The organism is Streptomyces thermolilacinus SPC6 (assembly GCF_000478605.2).
GTDB classification, from domain to species: domain Bacteria; phylum Actinomycetota; class Actinomycetes; order Streptomycetales; family Streptomycetaceae; genus Streptomyces; species Streptomyces thermolilacinus.
The window spans coordinates 4,101,589-4,121,641 of sequence record NZ_ASHX02000001.1 but is presented as its reverse complement, the minus strand read 5'-3'; the positions used below and the strand labels follow the sequence as shown (position 1 = coordinate 4,121,641).

The following is a 20,053-nucleotide window of genomic DNA, read 5'->3' as shown; positions in this document are numbered from 1 at the left end:
CGCGCACTCGGCACGGCGGACACGCGGCGCGCTCGCAGCCGCCCCGGGGGCCTCTCCCGCGGAAGGACCAAGGACCGTACGGCCCTACTTCTTGTCCTTGCCGCCCTTGTCCTTGTCGCCGCCCGCGCCCATGGACTCGTAGATCTCCTTGCACATGGGGCAGACCGGGTACTTCTTGGGGTCGCGGCCGGGGACCCACACCTTGCCGCACAGGGCGACCACGGGAGTGCCGTCGAGGGCGCTCGCCATGATCTTGTCCTTCTGGACGTAGTGGGCGTAGCGCTCGTGGTCGCCGTCGCCGTGCGACACCTGCGGCGTCGGCTCTACGAGGGTCCCCGTACCTGCCCCGCGCTCGGGCTCGAGAGTGCTCATAACAGCCAAGGGTACTCACCCCCGCGCGGCTTCAGTTCAGGCTCGGGTCGTCCGGGTACGTCGCGATCATGGCCAGTTCGCTGCGCTGCCGCCGCAGGACGGCCCGCCACAGGTTCTCGGGGTGCGGGGACGACACGTCGCCGGGCTCCGACTCGACCACGAACCAGGCGCCGTCGCCGAGCTCCTCCTCCAGCTGGCCGGGGCCCCAGCCCGCGTACCCGGCGAAGATCCGCAGGCTGCCGAGGGCCGGGCCGAGCAGCTCGGGCGGGGTCTCCAGGTCGACCAGGCCGATCGCGCCGTGCACCCGGCGCCAGCCGAGCGGTCCCTCGTCGCCGGGGATCACGGCCAGCCCGAGCGCCGCGTCGAGCGACACGGGGCCGCCCTGGAAGACCACTCCGGGCTCACCGGCGAGCGGCGCCCAGGGCTCCAGGACGTCACCCACGCCGACCGGGGTCGGCCGGTTGAGGACCACGCCGAGGGAGCCCTCGTCGTCGTGGTCGAGCAGCAGCACCACCGCACGGTCGAAGTTCGGGTCGGCCAGCGAGGGGGTGGCGACGAGCAGCCGGCCCGCGAGCGAGGACACCTCCGTCATGGACACATGATCCCGCATCTTCGGCCGGTACGGGCCCCGTGCGCGGCGGTCGGCCGAACCCCCCGGGGCGTGGCCGGTTCCCTGCGCGCCGCGCACACCCCGTACGCGCCCGCTCACGGAGACGGACGGTGACGGTCCGCGAGGCGGCGGGAACGGAGGGTGTTGTGCCGAATTCCTTACATGTTCCACCACTCCGCCGCCTTACGGGGCATGGGTGGATGCCCCTTACGCTTTTCCCTGGCCCCTGCCCGACTCCATCCGGAACGCGAGATACATGACCGGCACAGACGATGTACTGCTTGTCCACGGTGGCACCCCGCTGGAGGGCGAGATCCGCGTCCGCGGCGCGAAGAACCTCGTGCCCAAGGCGATGGTCGCCGCACTGCTCGGCAGTGAGCCCAGCCGGCTGCGCAACGTGCCGGACATCCGCGACGTGCGCGTGGTGCGCGGGCTGCTCCAGCTCCACGGCGTGACCGTCCGCCCCGGCGACGAGCCGGGCGAGCTGGTCATGGACCCGACGCACGTCGAGTCCGCGAACGTCGCCGACATCGACGCCCACGCGGGTTCGTCGCGCATCCCGATCCTCTTCTGCGGCCCCCTGCTGCACCGGCTCGGGCACGCGTTCATCCCCGGCCTGGGCGGCTGCGACATCGGCGGACGCCCGATCGACTTTCACTTCGAGGTGCTGCGGCAGTTCGGCGCGAAGATCGAGAAGCGCGCCGACGGCCAGTACCTGGAGGCCCCGCGACGGCTGCGCGGCACGAAGATCCGCCTGCCGTACCCGTCGGTCGGCGCGACCGAGCAGGTGCTGTTGACGGCCGTGCTGGCGGAGGGTGTGACGGAACTCTCCAACGCTGCGGTCGAGCCCGAGATCGAGGACCTCATCTGCGTCCTGCAGAAGATGGGCGCGATCATCGCGATGGACACCGACCGGACCATCCGGATCACCGGTGTCGACAAGCTCGGCGGCTACGCCCACCGCGCGCTCCCGGACCGCCTGGAGGCGGCGTCGTGGGCGTCTGCGGCGCTGGCGACCGAGGGCAACATCTATGTGCGCGGCGCGCAGCAGCGCTCGATGATGACGTTCCTCAACACGTACCGGAAGGTGGGCGGCGCCTTCGAGATCGACGACGAGGGCATCCGCTTCTGGCACCCGGGCGGCGCGCTGAACGCCATAGCCCTGGAGACGGACGTGCACCCCGGCTTCCAGACCGACTGGCAGCAGCCCCTGGTGGTCGCCCTGACGCAGGCCGCGGGCCTGTCGATCGTCCACGAGACGGTGTACGAGTCGCGGCTCGGCTTCACGTCCGCGCTGAACCAGATGGGCGCGCACATCCAGCTGTACCGCGAGTGCCTGGGCGGCTCCGACTGCCGCTTCGGCCAGCGGAACTTCCTGCACTCCGCGGTCGTGTCGGGCCCGACGAAGCTCCAGGGCGCCGACCTGGTCATCCCGGACCTGCGCGGCGGCTTCTCGTACCTGATCGCGGCCCTGGCGGCGCAGGGCACGTCCCGCGTCCACGGCATAGACCTGATCAACCGCGGCTACGAGAACTTCATGCAGAAGCTGATGGAGTTGGGTGCCAAGGTCGAACTCCCGGGCGCCAAGGCCGTCTGACGGCCACGCCTCCAGGCGTGCGGTTGCCCGACGGCCACGCCCCCGGCGCCCCCTGCCGGGGGTCCGGGACCTGGCGCCACCCGCCGGGGGGTGTCCTGGCGGCCACTCCCCGGACGGTGACCGGCTTCTGACGGAGTGTCACCTTGCGTTCGTAACGACGGCAGCCCCCCGCTCGGCGCGGGGGCCCGCCGTCGTACGTGTGCCGTGCGAGGCCCTGGAGAGGGCCGTACGCGGGCCGGAAGAAGGGCGGCCACCCGCTTGGGGGTGACCGCCCTCTTCACGGCGCCTGTGGGGGCTTACTTGCCCTTGGCGGCTTCCTTGAGCTTCGAGCCCGCGGAGACCTTCACGCTGTAACCGGCCGGGATGTTGATCGGCTCGCCGGTCTGCGGGTTACGAGCGGTGCGAGCGGCACGGTGGGTGCGCTCGAAGGTCAGGAAGCCGGGGATGGTGACCTTCTCGTCGCCCTTGGCGACGACCTCACCGATGGTCTCGGCGAGCGCGGCCAGCACGGCGTCGGCGTCCTTGCGGGTCACCTCGGCGCGGTCGGCCAGGGCGGCCACCAGCTCACTGCGGTTCATGTTGTTACTCCCGTGTTCTTCTTGCCTGTGAGGCGTGAGATCGAAGCCGATGCTGCCAGGGCCCTAGGACAGTGCTCGGACCCGGGTCTGCCGTCAGACCCTCGCGCCCGAATACGCATCCTGCCCCCACCAGCGGCGGGAAAGCCAATCCGGCACCCTCCGGAGTCACACGAAAAGCGCCACAGCCCCGTCCTGGTGAACTCCGGTCCGACTGCGCACCGGCCGCGCCAAGACGTCCCCGAGTCGGACCGCAACCCTACGGGCGGACGCGGAAGCGCACGGTCCGCGACGCGCCGGGCGCCGCCTGACCGTGCGTACCGTCACACCCCGTGAGGGGCGTCAGAGCGGCTTCGCGTCCGCCGCCACGGCCTTCGCGGCGTTGCGTACGGCACCGGCCACGGCACCCGCGACCTTGTCGTTGAAGACCGACGGGATGATGTAGTTCGCGTTCAGTTCCTCTTCGGTGACGACATCCGCCAGGGCGGCCGCCGCCGCGAGCATCATGTCCGTGTTGACCGTACGCGACTGGGCGTCCAGCAGGCCGCGGAACACACCGGGGAACACCAGCACGTTGTTGATCTGGTTGGGGAAGTCGGACCGTCCCGTGGCGACGACGGCGGCGGTCTGGCGGGCGACGGCCGGGTCCACCTCGGGGTCCGGGTTTGCGAGCGCGAACACGATGGCGTCGTCGGCCATGGCGGCCACGTCGTCGCCGTCCAGGAGGTTCGGGGCGGAGACGCCGATGAAGACGTCCGCTCCCGCGACGGCCTCCTTGAGCGTGCCGGTGACGCCCTCGGGGTTGGTGTTGTCGGCGATCCAGCGCAGCGGGGACTCCGGCGCGGCGCCCACCAGGTCCTCGCGGCCCGCGTGGACGACGCCGTGGATGTCGGCGACGACGGCGTGCTTGACACCCGCCGCGATGAGCAGCTTCAGGATGGCCGTACCGGCCGCGCCGGCGCCCGACATGACGACGCGGACGTCGCCGATGGACTTGCCGACGACGCGCAGCGCGTTGGTGAGGGCGGCGAGGACGACGATGGCGGTGCCGTGCTGGTCGTCGTGGAAGACGGGGATGTCCAGGGCCTCGCGCAGGCGCGCCTCGATCTCGAAGCAGCGGGGGGCGGAGATGTCCTCCAGGTTGATGCCCGCGAAGCCGGGCGCGATGGCCTTGACGATCTCCACGATGGCGTCGGTGTCCTGGGTGTCCAGGCAGATCGGCCAGGCGTCGATGCCCGCGAACCGCTTGAAGAGGGCCGCCTTGCCCTCCATGACCGGCAGGGCCGCCTTGGGGCCGATGTTGCCGAGGCCGAGCACGGCGGAGCCGTCCGTGACGACGGCGACGGAGTTGCGCTTGATGGTGAGGCGGCGGGCGTCCTCGGGGTTCTCGGCGATGGCCATGCACACGCGGGCGACACCCGGCGTGTAGATCATGGACAGGTCGTCGCGGTTGCGGATGGGGTGCTTCGACGCCATCTCGATCTTGCCGCCGAGGTGCATCAGGAACGTACGGTCGGAGACCTTGCCGAGGACGACGCCCTCGATGCCGCGGAGCTTGCCGACGATCTCGTCCGCGTGCGCGGTCGAGGTGGCCGCGATGGTCACGTCGATCCGCAGCTTCTCGTGGCCGGACGCGGTCACGTCGAGGCCGGTGACGGAGCCCCCGGAGGACTCCACGGCCGTGGTGAGCTGGGAGACCGCGGTTCCGCTCGCGGGCACCTCCAGCCGGACCGTCATCGAGTACGAGACGCTGGGCGCCGTTGCCATGGCCGACTTCCTCTGCTTTCCCTGGTTTCGCTGCCGCCCCGGCACGGCGGGTGGCCGAGCGGGGCCTTCCGATGGTCGCACCTACCAGCCGGTAGGGGGTAATACGGTCGTTTTGTTTTCGCTCTATTCGGAAAGTGTTTTCCACCATACGAGCCGCGCCCCCGCCGCGGTCAGTGACACCGACCCGCCATGCTCGCCTCGCGGCAAGTGGTCGCTCGTGGCGACGAAGGTTGGGCCCGGGGGCTTGGATCGAGCCGGTGTCCCCACCAGGCTAACAAACCCGGCGCGGTTCAGTCGCGCAGCAGATCGGGGACCCCCGCCTCGTCCGGTTCGTCGCGCCGCCCCGCGATGACCGTGAGCTGCTGCGTGGCGCGGGTCAGCGCCACGTACAGCACCCGCAGGCCCGCCGGCGACTCGTCGGCGATCTCGGCGGGCGAGACGACCACGGTCGCGTCGTACTCCAGGCCCTTCGCCTCCAGGCTGCCCAGCGCCACCACGCGGTCGCCCAGGTCCGCGAGCCAGCGGGCCGCCTGCTCGCGGCGGTTCATGGCCACGACGACGCCCACGGTGCCGTCCACGCGGTCCAGGAGGCGGCGCGCCTCGTCCCGTACGACCTCCGCCAGGTCCCCGTCGCCGACGGCGGTGAACCGGGGCTCGACGCCCGTGGACCGCACCGCGCGCGGCGACTCGGCGCCCGGCATGGCCAGGGCGAGGACCTTCGCGGCAAGTTCGGCGATCTCGGCGGGGTTGCGGTAGTTCACGGTCAGGGTGAAGCGGCGGCGCGGCCGGGTGCCGAGGGCCTCGTCACGGGCCTCGGCGGCCTCGTCCGGCACCGACCAGGACGACTGCGCCGGGTCCCCGACGACCGTCCAGGTGGCGTGCCTGCCCCGGCGGCCGACCATCCGCCACTGCATGGGCGTGAGGTCCTGCGCCTCGTCCACGATGACGTGCGCGTACTCGACGCGCTCCCGCTCCAGGCGCTCGGCCCGCTCGCGCTGCGACTCCTCGCGTACGGGCATCAGCTCCTCCAGGCCGGTGAGCTGGTCCAGCGGGTCCAGCTCCCGCTTGCGGCGCGGCCGGGCGGGCGCGCCCAGGAGCGTCTGGAGCTCGTCCAGGAGGGCCACGTCGTGCACGGAGTACGCGTCGCGGCGCAGCGAGCGGGCCAGGCGGCGGACCTCGCCCTGGTTGAGGACGCGGCGGGCCCAGCGGCCGAGGCGCCGCTCGTCGGCCATGGCGGCCAGTACGCCGCGCGGGGTCAGCTCGGGCCACCAGGCGTCGAGGAACTCGGTGAAGGAGTCCTCGGACGTGACGTCCTCGTCGAAGGAGGAGCGCAGCTCGGCGGCCAGCTCCGGGTCGCTCTGGCGGGCGGCGGCGCCCGTCTTCGCGTACAGGGCGTCGAGGATCAGGCGGCGGGCGCGGGGGCGGAGCAGGTTGACGGGCGCGGTGCCCCCGAGGGCCGCGTGGCGGATGCTCCGCAGCTCCTCGGCCTCCAGCTCGACACGGCGGCCGAAGGCGACGACCCGCAGCCGGTCGGGGGCGTCGCCCCGCTCCAGGGCGCCGCGGGCGGCCTTGCGCAGGACCTTCAGCATCCGGGAGGAACCCTTGACGCGGGCGACGGCGGGGTCGTCGTACGCGGTGGCCTCCACGCCGTCGACGAGGCTGCCGACGGCGCGGATGGCGACCTGCCCCTCCTCGCCCAGCGACGGCAGGACGCCCTCGGTGTAGGCGACGAGCAGCGGGGTCGGCGAGACGATGAGGATGCCCCCGGCGTACCGGCGGCGGTCCTGGTACAGCAGGTACGCGGCGCGGTGCAGGGCGACGGCGGTCTTGCCGGTGCCGGGGCCGCCCTCGACGTACGTGACGGACGCGGCGGGCGCGCGGATGACGAGGTCCTGCTCGGCCTGGATGGACGACACGATGTCGCGCATCGTGTGGCCGCGGGCCCGGCCGAGCGCGGCCATGAGGGCGCCGTCGCCGATGACGGGCAGCTCGGCGCCGTCGAGGGTGGCGGTCAGCTCGGGGCGCATCAGGTCGTCCTCGACGCCGAGGACGCGGCGGCCCTTGGAGCGGATGACGCGGCGCCGTACGACCCGGCCGGGATCGACGGGCGTGGCCCGGTAGAACGGGGCGGCGGCGGGGGCGCGCCAGTCGATGACGAGGGGGCTGTAGTCGGCGTCGAGCACGCCGATGCGGCCGATGTGGAGGGTCTCGCCGATCTCGGCGGTGTTGTCGGGCCGTACGGCGTCGTCGGCGGGCTCGACGGAGGTGTACGCGCCGTCGGGGCCCTTCTTGCCGTCCTTGCCGTACAGCAGGTCGATGCGGCCGAAAAGGAAGTCCTCGAACTCGCTGTTCAGCCGGTTCAGGTGCACTCCGGCGCGGAACACCTGGGCGTCCCGCTCGGCGAGCGCGCCGGGCGTGCCGACCTGGCCGCGCCGGGCGGCGTCCCGCATGAGGAACTCCGCCTCGTGGATCTTCTCCTCGAGACGGCGGTACACCTGGTCCAGGTGGTCCTGCTCCACCGCGACCTCACGGTCCCGGATCGTGTCGACCACACGATCGGCTTCCTGCGCGGCCACCGGGGCCCCCTTCTGACGTGCACTGGGCAGCCGTCGAGAGTACGCCACGTTCCGCCTCCGTGTCAGTCCGGCGAACCGCGCGGGGGCGGCGGTGACCGGGGGTGGGGCTGGGTGCCGGGGCGGGCGGCGGGCCCGGGCGGAGGTCCACGGGCACGGCGGCCTACGCGGACGGGGCCCCGCGCCCGCGGGGGCGGCCCGGCACCCGTACGCGCACACGGAGGCCCCAACCCGCAGGGCGGCGCGGCGGGTGGGGGCGGCTCGGCCCCGGGGACGGAAGGGCGGCCCTCACGCCGTGCGGCGCAGGTCCTGGAGCTCCGGAAGCCGCTGGAGTCCCGCCGACTCGTAGGTGACGACGGCGGCGGTGTTGGAGCTCGGCGTGTCCACGACGACGCTGGAGGAGCCCAGCTCCTGAAGGGCGCGTGCCGCGGCGAGCACGATCGCCCGGCCGTGGCCCAGGCCGCGGTGGTCGGCGTGGACGCCCATCGGTTCGATCAGGCCGGGCCTGCCCGCCCCCGCGGACCACACCGTCACGGCGGCAACGGGCTCACCCCGGTCGTTGCGGGCGAGCAGGCAGCGCGCGGCGGCGTAGGGGGCCGCTTCCGCCATCGCGTGCCAGCGGTCGTCGGTGAACGTGGAACCGGTGAACGCCGAGCGCTGGACGGCGGTCCGCTCGGGCACCTGTTCCGGCCCGACCACCTCGACGTGCACGCCGGGGTCGGGTACGGGCTCGTCGAGTTCGCGGCGCAGCGGTGTCCACATGTCACCGCCCTCCCAGCCGCGCCGCATCAGCAGGTCTCCGACGAGCGCTCCGGGCGGGGCGGCCACGTACGCCTCGCCCTCCGGGAGCACGCCGCACTCGGGTGCCGTGGCGTCCCTGGCCACCTGCCGCGCCAGCTCCTCGTCGTGCAGGGCCTCCGGCGCGATCTCCAGTCGCAGCACGTCCGGTCCGTCCAGCAGGCCGACGGCCAGCACCTCCCCGGCGCGGCTCCACGTCCGGACGGCCTGCGCCGTTCGCCGCGCGCCGAACCGGCGGAACCAGCCGATGTCTCCCGGGTGCAGCTGCACGGCTCGGTCGCCGTGCTGCCACTCGGCCAACACTCCGGCGACAGAATCGAGTTCGTGGACCAACGGTGTGCTCGTCGTGACCGTCATCCCTCGATTGCACACCAAGCTGTCGGGCCTCCGCACCCGGATTCCCCGGCCGGGACCGCTGCGTCGGCTGGTGGCCCCGAGATCAGACGGAGACCTCCCGCCGAGGGCCGGCGGCCTCCAGCCGGTCGCCCAGGGTGGCGGCGAAGTCCTCGGCGCGGGCCAGCTGGACGCGCAGCTTCTCCACCTGGTCGGCGGCCGCCTGCCGGTAGGTCCGCACGCGTTCGAGCAGGGCCTCGCGCTCGTCGTCGTCGAGAGCGTCGTCGCTGTCCAGGCGGTCGGTGGCCTCCAGCAGGTCGCGCATCTGCTCCAGCGTGAAGCCCAGCGGCTTCATCCGGCGGATCACCATGAGCCGGGCGACATCGGTCTCCGTGTAGAGGCGGAAGCCGCCCCGGGAGCGGGCGGAGGGGATGACCAGGCCGGTCTCCTCGTAGTGCCGGATGGTGCGCAGGGACAGCTCCGTCCGCGCGGCGACCTCGCCGATCTGCATGTGCTTGCCGTCCACGCCGTTCTCCTGGGCCTTCCTGTCGTGGCGGACCGCGTCCCGTGCGACCCCACCGACCCCTACTCTAACGTTAAGGTAGAGTTGTCGACGGCGAGGGTGGCGTCCGGCTGTCCACTGCCGTACCGGGGCCGACGAAGCCCCCGGCGAAGATCCGATTCCCCTTGCAGGAGACAGCGTGCGCGAGCCCATGACGCCGATCGCCGCCGCCTGCCCGCCGTGACCCTTCGCCCCCGGATGTGAGCCGCCGGGCCGCGCCAGGCCCGTGCCGCCCATCCCCCTCCGACTTCCGGCCCGCTCCCCGGGCCGTCCGCAGGGTGCCACCCGGCCCCCCGCGCGTCCCCGCACGCCCCGGTTCACCGACGGGTGTGCCCGAGCACGACAGGTACGCATCTCCTTTGTCTTCTGCCGCTGTGACTCCCGCCGCGCGGCCGCGCGGCCTCAAGCCGGACTGGCTGAACAACCCGAAGGTCTGGCGCACCGAGGTCCTCGCCGGCCTGGTCGTCGCCCTCGCGCTGATCCCCGAGGCGATCTCCTTCTCGATCATCGCCGGGGTCGACCCCGCGATCGGCCTGTTCGCCTCGTTCACCATGGCCGTGGTCATCTCGATCGTCGGCGGCCGCCGCGCGATGATCTCGGCCGCCACCGGCGCCATCGCCCTGGTCATCGCCCCGCTCAACCGTGAGCACGGCCTGGGCTACCTGATCGCCGCCGTCATCCTCGCCGGCGTCTTCCAGATCGCCCTGGGCGCGCTGGGGGTGGCGAAGCTGATGCGGTTCATCCCGCGCTCGGTGATGGTCGGCTTCGTCAACGCGCTCGCCGTCCTGATCTTCATGGCCCAGGTCCCCGAGATGCGCGACGTGCCGTGGGCCGTGTACCCGCTGATCGTCGGCGGGCTGGCGCTCATGGTGTTCTTCCCGAAGATCACTACCGTGATTCCCGCCCCGCTCGTCTCCATCGTCATCCTGACCGTGATCACGATCGCGGCCGGTATCGCCGTGCCCACCGTGGGCGACAAGGGCGAACTGCCGTCCTCCCTGCCCGTGCCCGGCCTGCCGGACGTGCCGTTCACGATGGACACGCTGACGACGATCGCCCCGTACGCGTTCGCGATGGCGCTGGTAGGCCTGATGGAGTCGCTGATGACCGCCAAGCTGGTCGACGACATCACCGACACCCACTCGAACAAGACCCGCGAGTCCATCGGCCAGGGCGTCGCCAACATCGTCACCGGCTTCTTCGGCGGCATGGGCGGTTGCGCCATGATCGGCCAGACGATGATCAACGTGAAGGTCTCCGGCGCCCGCACCCGCGTCTCCACCTTCCTCGCGGGTGTGTTCCTGATGGTGCTGTGCATCGTCTTCGGCCCCGTCGTCTCCGACATCCCCATGGCCGCGCTCGTCGCCGTCATGATCATGGTGTCGTTCGCGACCTTCGACTGGCACTCCATCGCACCCAAGACCCTGAAGCGGATGCCCGCGGGCGAGATCGGCGTCATGGTCATCACCGTGGTCGCCGTGGTGGCCACCCACAACCTGGCCATCGGCGTCGTCGTCGGCTCCATCACCGCCATGGTCGTCTTCGCCAAGCGGGTCGCTCACCTCGCCGAGGTCACCGCCGTGGTCGACCCCGACGGCACCACGGTCGTCTACCGGGTCACCGGCGAACTGTTCTTCGCCTCCTCCAACGACCTCGTCGGCCAGTTCGACTACGCGAACGACCCGGAGAAGGTCGTCATCGACCTGTCGGCCGCCCACGTCTGGGACGCCTCCTCCGTCGCCGCCCTCGACGCGATCGAGACCAAGTACGCCCAGCGCGGCAAGACCGTCGAGATCACCGGCCTGAACGACCCGAGCGCCCACCTCCACGGCAAGCTCACCGGAGAGCTCGCCAGCCACTGACGCCCGTGCCACACGTCCCGAGCAGAGGACCCCGGCCCGATGGGCCGGGGTCCTCCCGTGTATCTCCCCCCGGCTCCCCTCCGCTCCCCTCGCGCTCTCCTCCGTGCGGGCAAGTCCCTTTCCGCAGGCGGCTCATAGACTGGTCGGCCCGCGATGAGAGGAATGAACACATATGCGTCCCGCGCGCTTTGCCGACTTCGTCGTCGACATCGTGAAGAACGGCCCCACCGCGAGCCGCGTCCAGACCCTCGCCGAGGCGGGCGACACGACACACCCGTGCGGTGTCGTCATCACGGTCGGGTCCGCGGAGACGCGGTGGCAGTTCGTGGGGCAGCTCCCGGAGGGCGCCAAGCACGACACGTTCACCGACGAGCCGGTCACCGGCACGCCCGTACCGGCCGGTGCCGCCCCGCAGGCCGGGGACGACCCCGAGGCGTGGTTCGCCGCCGCCCTGGCCCATGCCGAGAGCCCGGAGATCGCCGCGATCGAACGGTGGTCCACCCGGCAGAACCCGAGCAGCCAGAAGGGCGTGACCGTCACGTTCCACAACGGCGCCCGCGTCTTCGCCCGGGCCTTCTGAGCGGCTCCGCGCGGCATCCCCGCTTCACCGAGCCCGTACGCACGACGCGCGTGATCCGCTCGTACGAACTCGGCGCGCCCTTCGGGGCGCCGGTCACCTGGTCCATGTCGCGGGCGAGCGTACGTCCGTACGACACGGGCCGCACCGGCGTGCGGGAGCGGGGCACGGGGCGGTGCGCGCCCCTCCCGCCCCCTCCGCGCGCCGCGCTACGCGTTGACGCGGACCAGTTGGCGGCCGTCGAAGGTGCGGACGTCGAAGTGGGCGATGTCCGTGCGGGGCATGGCCGTGCCGCCGTGGACGTACAGGGGCTTGCGGGCCGTCTCGTCGGGGCTGTTCTCGATGCCGTAGCCCCACTTCGGGACCGACCAGGACGTGACGATCTGCTCCTCGCCCGTCTTCGACACCGCGACCAGGCGGCACTTGAGCGGGCCCGTCACGTTCCTGAGCTCCAGCATCGTGTCCGTACCCCACGCCTTCGGCTCCATGGCGACGGTCGCGCTGACCTTCGTCGCCGCGTCCGTCGCCGTCGCCTTCTCCTTCAGGCCCGTGAAGACGTCCTCCGCCGTGACGCGGGTCGTCGTCGGCGCGTCCGTGGACAGGGCGCTGACGGCCAGCGCGGGGCCGCCGATGACGAGCACGGCGACGGCCGCGACCAGGTAGCGGGCGCGGCGGTGGCGGCGGGCGCGGTGGACGGAGACCTCGTCCACCAGGCGGTTCAGCAGGGGCGGGCCCTGCGCCGTGGCCGGGGCGGGGGGTGGCGGGGGCGGCGGCTGCGCGCTCAGGGGGCGTCCGGACGAGCCGGGGGTGTCCGTGAGGCCGGGGCCCTCGGCGAGGCCGGGTACGTCGGCGAGCATCGCCAGCATCGGTTCCATGCCCGCCAGTTCGTCCATGCGCGCCGCGCACACCCCGCAGCGGGCGAGGTGGGCCTCGAAGGCGGTGGCGTCGGCGTCGTCGAGCACTCCCAGCACGTACGCGCCGACGGCGTCGTGCACGGAACCCTCGGCGAACTCCTCGCCCGAGCCGTAGCCGAAGCCGAAGCCGGAACCGGGGCCCGAGCCGGAACCAGAGCCGTCGCCGCGTCCGCCTCCGGCGCCGTAGCCCGCGCCGAAGCCCGCGCCGGAGCCGGGACCGAAGCCGGAGGCGCCGTCGTAACCGCCGTCTCGTCGCGTCGTCATGCCGATACCCCCCTCTCCTCCAGAGCCAGTTTCATGGAACGCAGCGCGTAGAACACCCGGGACCGCACGGTCCCGCTCGGTATGCCCAGGGTCTTGGCGGCCTCGTTGACCGTACGCCCCTTGAAGTACGTCTCGATGAGGACTTCCCGGTGGGCCGGGGTCAAATCGTCGAGGGCATCCGACAACGTCATCAGCCACAGCGCCTTGTCGATCTCGTCCTCCGCGGGCATGACCTCCAGCGGCGACGGATCGACCTCCTGCGGCCGGGCCTGCCGGCTGCGGTGGCCGTCGATGACGATGCGCCGGGCGACCGTCACCAGCCAGGGTCGGACGGAACCGGTGGCCCGATTGAGCTGACCGGCGTTCTTCCAGGCACGGATGAGCGTCTCCTGCACGACGTCCTCGGCCCGCTGGCGGTCGCCGGCCACGAGGCGCAGTACGTAGGCGAGCAGCGGTCCGGCGTGCTCGCGGTAGAGGGACCGCATCAACTCCTCGTCCGGGACAGGGTGATTGACACGCGACGACTCCGCGCGGTGCCGGGCCCGACGCGTCCCCCGACGGTCATCGGCCACGGCGGCATCCTTGCGCACCCGAACCTCCCTGGTCGAGACCCTGTCCGACTCCTTGCCCCCTTCACTACGAGGGCGGGAGCCGAACGTCTCAACGCCGCGCGGAAGTTTCTCGTCAGCCCTCGCGGGAGCGGCCCGTACGGGCCCGGTGCCGGGCCACGCGGTCGCGGTTCCCGCAGGTGGCGCTGGAGCACCAACGGCGGCGCGCGCCACGGGAGGTGTCGAGGTACACGCGGTGGCAGTGGTGGCCCTCGCACTCGCGGAGCCGGGCCCGCGCGGCCGGGTCGGTGAGCAGCTCCACGGCGTCGCGCGCCAGGGCGGCGAGGAGGGCGGCGCAGCGGGGCGGCGCGCCGAGGGCCCGTACGAGCCGCCCGTCGGGCCCCGGCTCGGCCCTGGGCGCGGGCGGCGCGGCGGCGGCCGCGAGGGCGTTGACCCGGTCGAGGGCGGTCCGGTCGAGGGCGGGTGCGGGGTGCGGGATGGGGTGTGGGGTGCGGGGTGGGATCGCGGGGGCCGCGGGGCCGGGTGCCCCGGTGGGCCCGGGTGCCCCGGTGGGCCCGGGTGCCCCGGTGGGCCCGGTGGGCCCGGTGGGCCCGGTGGGCCCGGTGGGCCCGGTGGGCCCGGTGGTCGCCCGCCCGGTCAGTTCCGCTCGTACGAGGGTGTCGATGTGGTCCCGCAGCTCGGCGAAACGTTCCACCCACCCGTCGTCCACCGCGTCCAGCGGCGTCCCCTCCGGCACCAGGCCGCAGTCCACCAGCCAGCGCGCGAGCGCCTCGGGGCCGTCCGGGGGCGCGTCCAGCAGCGCCAGGCACCGCCGCCCGGCGTCGAACGACCGCCGCCCTTCCGCTCCCGCCACGCCCGGTCACCCCCTGGGCCGCCTCCGCCCCAGCCTGCCCCCGTACCCGGCTTCCGGGAACCCCACCGGCAGGCCATGCGTGATGTATGCAACATACGCGAGCCGCGACACAGATCGACATCGACGACGACGCCCTTGCCGAGGCCATGCGGCTGTCCGGCGCGCGCACCAAGAAGGAGACAGTGAACCTCGCCCTCCGCGAGTACGCCGAGCGGCGCCGCAGGACCGAGGCGCGGCTGCGTCACTTCCAGGCAGCACGCAGCTGGGACGAGGAGAGCTTCTGGCGGACGCCCGCCGCGGGGAAGGACATCGACTGACGTGCTTCGCTACCTGGTCGATTCAACTGCTGTGGTTCGGCGGTCTCTGCCCCAACGATCTGGTGCCCGAGGGTGCTTGGCGATGGATCGAAACCGCGCAGTACCGGCTTGCCCGGCGTGGCCGACACCGAAGCCTGTCCGTGGGGGACTGGCTGGTCTGCGCGACCGCGGCGCACCACGGCCTGGTGGTGCCTCCACGCCGACAAGGATTTCGCGGCGGCAGCCGGTGTGCCGACGGATCTCAAAGAGCACGACGTCCCTGCCTGACGGCGTGGCGTCGGCACACCGGAGCCCCGTACCGCCTACCCCTCCCCCGCGGGCTGCCCCGGCACCTCCGCCGTCGGGTCCAGGGCCAGGCGGTAGCCGCGCTTGACGACCGTCTGGATCAGTTTCGGGGCGCCCAGGGCCGTGCGGAGGCGGGCCATCGCGGTTTCGACGGCGTGCTCGTCGCGGCCCGCTCCGGGCAGGGCGCGCAGCAGATCGGCGCGGGAGACCACCCAGCCGGGGCGGCGGGCCAGCGCGTGGAGCAGCGACATCCCGGCGGGCGGCACGGGCCGCAACTCGCCGTCCACCAGCACCGCGTGGCCCCGGATCTCGATGCGCCGCCCCGCGACCGGCAGGGTCCGCGCCCGCGCGGGCAGTTCCTGGCACAGGGTCTGGACGAGCGGGCCGAGCCGGAAGCGGGCCGGCTGGACGGTGTCCACCCCGTGACTCTGCAACGGCACCGCGGTGACCGGGCCGACGCAGGCGGCCAGCACGTCGTGGCGCAGCGCGTCCAGCAGTTCGGCGCGCAGGCCCCGGTGCTCGGCGCGGGCCAGCAGCGACGCGGCGGCGGGCGCGCTGGTGAACGTCACCGCGTCCAGGGTGCGGGCGACCGTCGCGTCCAGCAGCCGGTCCAGCGCCGCCGGGTCCTCGGGCGGCATCCACCGGTACACGGGGACGACCACGACCTCCGCGCCCGCGTCCCGCAGCGCCTCCACGAATCCGGGCAGCGGCTCGCCGTGCAGCTGGAGCGCGACGCGCTGTCCGGACACGCCCTGCTCCAGGAGCCGGTCCAGCACCTCGGCCATGGAGTCGGAGGCGGGCGACCACTCCTCGGTGAGCCCGGCCGCCCGTACCGCGCCCTTCACCTTGGGCCCCCGGGCGAGCACCCGCACGCCGCGCAGGCAGGCGAGCAGCTCCTCCCCGTACCCCCAGCCGTCGGCGGCCTCCAGCCAGCCCCGGAAGCCGATCGCGGTCGTCGCGACGACGATGTCCGGGGCGGAGCCGACGAGTTGCCTGGTCGCGTCGAGGAGTTCCGCGTCGTCGGCGAGCGGCACGATCCGCAGCGCCGGGGCGTGCAGCACCGCGGCCCCCCGGCGCTGAAGCAGCGCGCCCAGCTCGTCCGCGCGGCGGGCCGCGGTGACGCCGACCGTGAAGCCCGCGAGGGGGCCGTTCTCCTGCTGCTGCTCGTGCATGACGCCTGAGCCTGGCAAGGGTGCGTGACGGGCCTGGTTCGCGGACGTTTCCCCGCCGTTACGGAGCATGCGCGATCACACCTCGGAGTAGCTGAGCCGCCGCTGGGCCGTGGCCTCGGGAGCGGTCGCCGCGCCGGTCGCGGCCGGACGTCGAAGGTATACCGCCCACGTCACGGCGATGCACGCCGCGTAGAAGACGAGGAAGGCGACGAAGGCGTACGTACCGGACCCGGCGGTCTGGAAGGACTGGCGGAACGCGAGGTTGATGCCGAGCCCCCCGACCGCGCCGATCGCGCCGATCAGCCCCATGGCGGCGCCGGAGAGGCGGCGGCCGTACGCGTCGGCCTCCTCGCCGCCGAGCCCGGAGGCGTACGCCTTCGCCTTGAAGATCGCCGGGATCATCTTGAACGCGGAGCCGTTGCCGAGGCCGCTGAGGACGAACAGGGAGGTGAACCCGACGAGGAACACCGCCAGGGACTCGGTGACGGAGGCGTGGACGACGACGCCCGTCGCGGCGGCCATCGCGGCGAACGTGCCGAGCGTGATCCGCGCGCCGCCGTACCGGTCGGCGAGCGAGCCCCCGACGGGCCGGATCAGCGAGCCGAGGAGCGGGCCGATGAAGGTGAGCGACGCGGCCTGGAGCGGGGTCCGGCCGAACTGCGTCTGGAGGACGAGCCCGAAGGCGAAGCTGTACCCGATGAACGACCCGAACGTGCCGATGTAGAGGAACGCCATGATCCAGGTGTGCCCGTCCCGGACGGCCTCCTTGACGGCGCCCGTGTCGTTCCGCACGGGCGCCAGGTTGTCCATGAACAGCGCGGCGCACACGGCGGCGGCGACGGTCAGCGGGATGTAGACGCCCAGCACGATCCGGGGGTGCGCGGCGCCGGCCGTGCCGATGACCGCGAGGCCCGCGAGCTGTACGACGGGGACGCCGATGTTGCCGCCGCCCGCGTTGAGGCCGAGCGCCCAGCCCTTGCGGTGGAGCGGGAAGAAGGCGTTGATGTTGGTCATGGACGAGGCGAAATTGCCGCCGCCGACGCCGGTGAGCGCCGCGACGAGGACAAACGTCGTGTACGAGGTACCGGGCTCCATCACCGCGTACGCCGCGCCGGTCGGCAGCAGGAGCAACAGGGCGCTGAACACGGTCCAGTTACGGCCGCCGAAGCGTGCCACGGCGAACGTGTACGGCACGCGGATGGCGGCGCCGACGAGCGTGGCGACGGCGATCAGGAAGAACTTCCCGGCCGGGTCAACGCCGTACTCCGGGCCCATGAACAGGACCATCACGGACCACAGCGTCCAGATGGAGAAGCCGATGTGCTCGGAGATCACCGAGAAGAGGAGGTTCCGGTTGGCGATCCGCTCCCCTTTCGCCTTCCAGAACGTCTCGTCCTCGGGGTCCCACTCCTCGATCCACCGTCCGCCGCCCATCGCGCACCACCTCCGCCGTGTCCGATCCCTGGTCCTTGGTCCCTGCACGCTTCTGGACCGACGCTAGGGAGGCCGCGTTTCGGCCGGGTCATCTGAGGTGACCGGGCGGAAACCTTGCTCTCACCCGGCGGCGGAGCGGGGTGTGAGCGGCGCGGCGCGGATACGGGCGTGGCGGGTGTGGCCACCGGAACCACCGGGACCACCGGGTGCAGGCGGATCAGGGGGATCGGGGAGACGGGGAGGTCAGGCGGCTCGCATCAGCGCCGCGTCCAGCTCCGGGAGCCACGCCCCGTCCGGTACGGAGAGCCACCCCTCCTCGGCGGCGAGGCGCGCGGCGGCGGCGCGCAGCGCGTCCAGGCCCGGGTGCTTCAGCCCCTTGCGCCACACGAGCGCCACCGGGGAGAGGGGTACGGGGTCCACGAGCGGGCGCAGGACCGTGTCCGGCATGGGCGGGAAGTCCACCACGGTCAGTACCGGCGTACGCCCCTTGGCCATGACGCGGCGGAACTCCTCGACGCCCACCGCGAGCGGCGCGGGCGGCGCGATCCGGATGCCGTGCTCGGCGAAGAGCAGCGCGGCCAGGTCGGTCCACTCGCGGGTGCGCGGGTTGCCCGCCCCGGCGTACAGGGCCTGCCCGGCGAGCGCGGCGAGCTCCACCTCGTCCCGGCCGGCCAGCGGATGGTCGTCGGGCAGGATGACGGCCATCGGCTCGTACCGTACGGGCTGCCAGGCGAGCCGGGCGCGGACCGCCGGGTCGAGTCCGGCGACCCGGCCGAACGACGCGTCGATGCGCCCGGCGAGCATCTCGGCGGCGGCGCCCGTCAGGCCGCTCTCATAGCGGGCCATCAGTTCGCAGTCTGGCGCCAGCGCGCGGGCCAGGCCGAGGACGCGGCCGCTGCTCATGTCGGGCGAGTTGAGGTCCACGAGGAGGGGGCGTGGGCCGACGCCGGAGAAGGCCGTGGCCAGGTCGTCGTACGCGGCGAGGACGGCCTGCGCGTACGGGCGCAGCCGCTCGCCGTCGGTGGTGAGGGCGACCTGCCGGGTGGTGCGGACGAACAGTTCGGTGCCGAGCTGCCGCTCCAGGCGCCGGATGTCACGGCTGAGGGCCTGCTGGGCGACGTAGAGGCGGGCGGCGGCGCGGGTGAAGTGCAGTTCGTCGGCGACGGCGGCGAAGGCGCGCAGGAGCCGGGGTTCGATGTCGGGGACCACGTGCGGAACTTACAACAGGGGTGCGTGAATGTGCTCCGAACAGGTGTTGGACCGGTGGCGGGGCGGGCGGTGAGGGTGGTGCCATGCCCCCGCACCCGACGAAGACGAAGCCGAAGCCTGCCGCGCCGGGGAAGCCCGCGCCGGTCGAGCCCGCCACGACACCCGCCCCGCCCATCGAGCCCGCCACGACACCCGCCGCTCCGCCGGAGCCCGGCCGCCGCCCCGGCAACGCCTACCTCCGCCTGTTCGCCGCGCCCGGCACGCGCGCGTTCACCGCCGGGAACCTCATCGCCCGGGTCCCGATGGGCATGTTCACCGTCAGCGCGGTCATCATGATCGCCGGGTCGCGCGGCTCGTACGCCCTCGCCGGCGCCGTCACCGCGACCGGTCTGGCCGCGACGGCGGTGGTGGCGCCGTTCACCGCGCGGCTGATCGACCGGTACGGGCAGGCGCGCGTCGCCGTTCCCGCCACGGTCCTCGCCGTCCTCGGGTCGCTCGCGCTGCTGCTGTGCGTCCGCCACGACGCGCCGGACTGGACGCTGTTCGCCGCGTACGCCGCGACCGCGACGACCCCGAACATCGGCGGCATGTCCCGCGCCCGCTGGGCCCACCTGTACCGGGCCGACCCGCGCGCGGTGCACACGGCGAACGCCTTCGAGCAGGCCGTGGACGAACTGTGCTTCATGACCGGTCCGGTGCTGGCGGCGTTCCTGTGCGCGGCGCTGTTCCCGGAGGCGGGCACGCTCGTCGGCGCGGTACTGCTGCTCGCCGGGATGCTGCTGTTCACGGCGCAGCGCGCGACGGAGCCGCCGGTCGCCCCGCGCGTGGCCGGGCAGCGGTCGCGGTCGCCGCTCCGCACGCCGGGGATGCCCGCGCTGCTGGCGGTGTTCCTGGCGACGGGCGCGATCTTCGGGTCGATGGAGATCGTGACGCTGGCGTACGTGGACGGACCGCAGGCGGGCCCGGTGATGGCGCTCCAGGCGTTCGGCTCGTTCCTGGCGGGCCTCGTGTACGGGTCGGTGCGGCCGGCGCGTGATGTGCGGCGGCGGCTGCTGGTGTGCCTGGCGGCGATGACCGTACTGATGTCGCTGCCGCTGCTGGCGGCGTCGTACTCGGGGTCGCTGCTCGCGCTGGCCGGGGCGCTGCTGCTGGCGGGGATGGCGACGGCGCCGACGATGGTGACGGGCATGTCGCTGGTGCAGCGGCTGACGCCCGCCGCGCAGCTGAACGAGGGCATGACGCTGGCGGTGACGGCGCTGCTGGGCGGGATCTCGGCGGGCGCTGCGGCGGGCGGCTGGCTGGTGGAGCGGGCGGGCGCGGACACGGCGTACGGCCTGCCGGTGGCGGCGGGCGCGGCGGCACTGGCCCTGGCGGCGGTCGGCGTACGGGTGCGGCGGGCCCTGCCGTAGG

At 73.1% G+C, this 20,053-nt stretch carries 18 protein-coding genes; 5 read left to right on the top strand and 13 right to left on the bottom strand.

Features of this window, described 5'->3' with window-relative positions; all coding sequences use genetic code 11:
* Positions 1-84 precede the first annotated feature (84 nt).
* Positions 85-372 (bottom strand): DUF3039 domain-containing protein, encoded by a 288-nt coding sequence (locus tag J116_RS17855; RefSeq protein ID WP_023588437.1) that lies wholly within the window; start codon positions 370-372, stop codon positions 85-87.
* Between the two features lie 31 nt (positions 373-403).
* Positions 404-964 carry a YqgE/AlgH family protein gene (locus tag J116_RS17850; RefSeq protein ID WP_028964207.1) on the bottom strand — a complete coding sequence of 187 codons (561 nt, stop codon included), beginning with the start codon at positions 962-964 and terminating at the stop codon, positions 404-406.
* A gap of 274 nt (positions 965-1,238) precedes the next feature.
* Here J116_RS17850 and murA point away from each other — a divergent pair, with 274 nt between their 5' ends.
* On the top strand, positions 1,239-2,579 hold the full coding sequence (gene murA / locus J116_RS17845) for a UDP-N-acetylglucosamine 1-carboxyvinyltransferase (RefSeq protein WP_028964206.1): 1,341 nt from the start codon (positions 1,239-1,241) through the stop codon (positions 2,577-2,579).
* 296 nt (positions 2,580-2,875) lie between these two features.
* On the opposite strand, the gene J116_RS17840 is transcribed toward murA, so the two are convergent.
* From J116_RS17840 to J116_RS17820, 5 genes are all read right to left on the bottom strand, one after another.
* A complete protein-coding gene (locus J116_RS17840) occupies positions 2,876-3,157 on the bottom strand; it encodes an HU family DNA-binding protein (RefSeq protein ID WP_023588435.1) in 282 nt (93 codons plus the stop codon).
* Positions 3,158-3,496: 339 nt separating this feature from the next.
* Positions 3,497-4,921 carry an NAD-dependent malic enzyme gene (locus tag J116_RS17835; protein WP_023588434.1) on the bottom strand — a complete coding sequence of 475 codons (1,425 nt, stop codon included), beginning with the start codon at positions 4,919-4,921 and terminating at the stop codon, positions 3,497-3,499.
* 290 nt (positions 4,922-5,211) lie between these two features.
* Entirely contained in the window at positions 5,212-7,497 is a 2,286-nt protein-coding gene (locus J116_RS17830) for a HelD family protein (protein ID WP_028964205.1), read from the bottom strand.
* 285 nt (positions 7,498-7,782) lie between these two features.
* Entirely contained in the window at positions 7,783-8,649 is an 867-nt protein-coding gene (locus J116_RS17825) for a GNAT family N-acetyltransferase (protein ID WP_028964204.1), read from the bottom strand.
* 82 nt (positions 8,650-8,731) lie between these two features.
* Positions 8,732-9,151: a MerR family transcriptional regulator gene (locus J116_RS17820; protein WP_023588431.1), complete on the bottom strand. Its 420-nt coding sequence runs from the start codon at positions 9,149-9,151 to the stop codon at positions 8,732-8,734.
* Between the two features lie 395 nt (positions 9,152-9,546).
* On the opposite strand from J116_RS17820, the gene J116_RS17815 reads away from it, so the two are divergent.
* The gene (locus tag J116_RS17815; RefSeq protein ID WP_028964203.1) at positions 9,547-11,049 is read left to right on the top strand and encodes a SulP family inorganic anion transporter; all 1,503 of its coding nucleotides are present in this window, start codon (positions 9,547-9,549) and stop codon (positions 11,047-11,049) included.
* Between the two features lie 172 nt (positions 11,050-11,221).
* The gene (locus J116_RS17810) at positions 11,222-11,629 is read left to right on the top strand and encodes a hypothetical protein (RefSeq protein ID WP_023588429.1); all 408 of its coding nucleotides are present in this window, start codon (positions 11,222-11,224) and stop codon (positions 11,627-11,629) included.
* Positions 11,630-11,835: 206 nt separating this feature from the next.
* On the opposite strand, the gene J116_RS17805 is transcribed toward J116_RS17810, so the two are convergent.
* The 3 genes from J116_RS17805 to J116_RS31260 all read right to left on the bottom strand — a co-directional run bounded on the left by J116_RS17805 (position 11,836) and on the right by J116_RS31260 (position 14,226).
* On the bottom strand, positions 11,836-12,804 hold the full coding sequence (locus J116_RS17805; RefSeq protein ID WP_023588428.1) for a zf-HC2 domain-containing protein: 969 nt from the start codon (positions 12,802-12,804) through the stop codon (positions 11,836-11,838).
* Positions 12,801-13,394, bottom strand: a complete 594-nt coding sequence (locus tag J116_RS17800; protein WP_023588427.1) for a sigma-70 family RNA polymerase sigma factor — start codon at positions 13,392-13,394, stop codon at positions 12,801-12,803. Before J116_RS17800 ends, J116_RS17805 begins: the two co-directional genes overlap by 4 nt.
* A gap of 94 nt (positions 13,395-13,488) precedes the next feature.
* Positions 13,489-14,226, bottom strand: coding sequence for a CGNR zinc finger domain-containing protein (locus tag J116_RS31260; protein ID WP_023588426.1), 738 nt, complete (start codon positions 14,224-14,226; stop codon positions 13,489-13,491).
* A gap of 86 nt (positions 14,227-14,312) precedes the next feature.
* Between J116_RS31260 and J116_RS17790 the strand changes: the two genes are divergently transcribed.
* Positions 14,313-14,543 carry a type II toxin-antitoxin system VapB family antitoxin gene (locus tag J116_RS17790; protein ID WP_023588425.1) on the top strand — a complete coding sequence of 77 codons (231 nt, stop codon included), beginning with the start codon at positions 14,313-14,315 and terminating at the stop codon, positions 14,541-14,543.
* A gap of 302 nt (positions 14,544-14,845) precedes the next feature.
* On the opposite strand, the gene J116_RS17785 is transcribed toward J116_RS17790, so the two are convergent.
* The 3 genes from J116_RS17785 to J116_RS17775 all read right to left on the bottom strand — a co-directional run bounded on the left by J116_RS17785 (position 14,846) and on the right by J116_RS17775 (position 18,643).
* Entirely contained in the window at positions 14,846-16,000 is a 1,155-nt protein-coding gene (locus J116_RS17785; protein ID WP_023588424.1) for a uroporphyrinogen-III synthase, read from the bottom strand.
* A 75-nt stretch (positions 16,001-16,075) separates the two neighbouring features.
* Positions 16,076-17,434 carry a nitrate/nitrite transporter gene (locus tag J116_RS17780; protein WP_023588423.1) on the bottom strand — a complete coding sequence of 453 codons (1,359 nt, stop codon included), beginning with the start codon at positions 17,432-17,434 and terminating at the stop codon, positions 16,076-16,078.
* A gap of 243 nt (positions 17,435-17,677) precedes the next feature.
* Positions 17,678-18,643, bottom strand: coding sequence for a LysR family transcriptional regulator (locus J116_RS17775; RefSeq protein ID WP_023588422.1), 966 nt, complete (start codon positions 18,641-18,643; stop codon positions 17,678-17,680).
* Positions 18,644-18,726: 83 nt separating this feature from the next.
* On the opposite strand from J116_RS17775, the gene J116_RS17770 reads away from it, so the two are divergent.
* On the top strand, positions 18,727-20,052 hold the full coding sequence (locus tag J116_RS17770; protein WP_023588421.1) for an MFS transporter: 1,326 nt from the start codon (positions 18,727-18,729) through the stop codon (positions 20,050-20,052).
* Position 20,053: the final 1 nt, after the last annotated feature.